Here is a 1753-nt window from a genome sequence, read left to right on the forward strand (position 1 = left end):
TTGCAACCATCCATCCGGCAAAGTTGGTGCGAGGTTTAGCTCGGGCGGTGGAGCGCATGGGGGTCAAAATTTATGAAAACAGCGCCGTCACGCAGTGGCAGTCGGGGAGCTTGCGCACCGCCAGGGCAACGGTTCGCAGTCGCTGGATTGTCCCGGCAGTAGAAGGGTACGCGACGACGCTGCCGCCGCTGGGTCGCTATCAAATGCCGGTGCAAAGCCTGATCGTTGCCACCGAGCCTCTGTCCGCTGCGACGTGGGACGAAATCGGCCTGAGTCGCGGCCAGGCCTTCAGCGAGAGCAGCCGTCAGGTGACCTACGGTCAGCGCACCGCCGACAACCGCCTGGTGTTCGGGGCGCGGGGCGGCTACCAGTTTGCCGGCAAGTTACGCCATGACTTCGACCTGACGACCAGCGAAGTGGAGCTACGACGCTATCTGTTCGGCGAACTATTCCCGCAATTGAAGCATGTGCGGATTACCCACGCCTGGGGCGGCAACCTCGGTATGTCGCGGCGCTTCAAGCCGCACATGCTATGTGATCACGCCAGCGGCATCGCCTTGTCCGGCGGTTATGGCGGGGAGGGCGTCGGTGCCAGCAATTTGGGTGGCAGAACCCTCGCCGACCTGATTCTTGAGCGCGATACCGAGTTGGTGCGCCAGCCGTGGGTCATGCCGCAGGGCGGACTCGACACGCTCCAGGCCTGGGAGCCGGAACCCTGCCGCTGGCTCGGTTACAACGCGATCATCCACAGCTTTGTTCACGAAGACCAGACCCTGGCCAACCCGGCCACTGCGCCCTGGCGCCGCAAGCTGGCCAGCGGGGTCGCGGGGTTCATGGAAGGTTTCATGCAGTAAACAACGCTTTCTCCATCGACAGGTATACCCATGAGCATCACGCAATTCAAGAACGCCGCCACCCTGAAGCTTGAAGAATCCAACCCGGTCGCTGTGCCTCTGGGAACGCCCGTGGCAGTGGCCTCGACCACCAGCGTCGAGCGCGACGATGGTGTCGAAACCGGTGTCTGGGAATGCACGCCCGGACGCTGGCGCCGGCAGATCGTGGCCCAGGAATTCTGTCACTTCATCCAGGGTCGCTGCACCTTCACTCCGGACGACGGTGAAACCCTCTACATAGAAGCCGGCGATGCTCTGATGTTGCCGGCCAACAGTCTCGGCATCTGGGATATCCAGGAAACCGTGCGCAAGACCTACGTTTTGATTTTTTGATCTTCTGATTGCCTGCCAATAACAAAAGCCCCTACAGGAATCGACCCATGATCCGAAAGACACTGACACTGGCGCCACTTGCACTCGTTGCGACCCTCAGCCAGGCGGCCGAGACGGTCAAAATCTACAACTGGTCCGACTACATCGCCCCGGACACCACGAAAAACTTCCAGAAAGAAACCGGCATTGCCTTCACCTACGACGTCTACGACAGCAACGAAACCCTCGACGGCAAGTTGATGACCGGTAAATCCGGGTACGACGTGGTGTTCCCGTCCAACCATTTCATGGCGCGACAGATTGAAGGGGGAGCGCTGAAGAAGCTCGACAAGGCTCAACTGCCGAACTGGAAGAACCTCAACCCGGTGCTGCTCAAAGCGTTGCAGACCAACGATCCGGGCAACGAGCATGGTTTTCCGTACCTGTGGGGCAGCACGGGTATTGGCTACAACATCGCCAAGGTCAAGGCCGTGCTGGGCGACAACGCGCCCGTGGATTCCTGGGATCTGATCTTCAAACCCGAGAAT

3 protein-coding genes are annotated in these 1753 nt (G+C 60.2%); all 3 read left to right on the plus strand.

Annotated elements, in window-relative coordinates:
• On the plus strand, positions 1-854 hold an 854-nt coding region (locus tag AC1DSG_RS30885), incomplete at its 5' end, for an NAD(P)/FAD-dependent oxidoreductase (RefSeq protein ID WP_477794251.1).
• Between the two features lie 30 nt (positions 855-884).
• Positions 885-1226: a cupin domain-containing protein gene (locus tag AC1DSG_RS30890; protein ID WP_477794252.1), complete on the plus strand. Its 342-nt coding sequence runs from the start codon at positions 885-887 to the stop codon at positions 1224-1226.
• A gap of 47 nt (positions 1227-1273) precedes the next feature.
• Positions 1274-1753 (plus strand): extracellular solute-binding protein (locus tag AC1DSG_RS30895; RefSeq protein ID WP_477794253.1); only part of this gene is annotated, 480 nt, incomplete at its 3' end.

The sequence above is a fragment of the Pseudomonas sp. P5_A12 genome, assembly GCF_056400685.1.

Bases quoted from the DNA above. Each gene is read 5' to 3' on its own strand.
- AC1DSG_RS30890 (WP_477794252.1), top strand. From the start codon at position 885: ATGAGCATCACGCAATTCAAGAACGCCGCCACCCTGAAGCTTGAAGAA.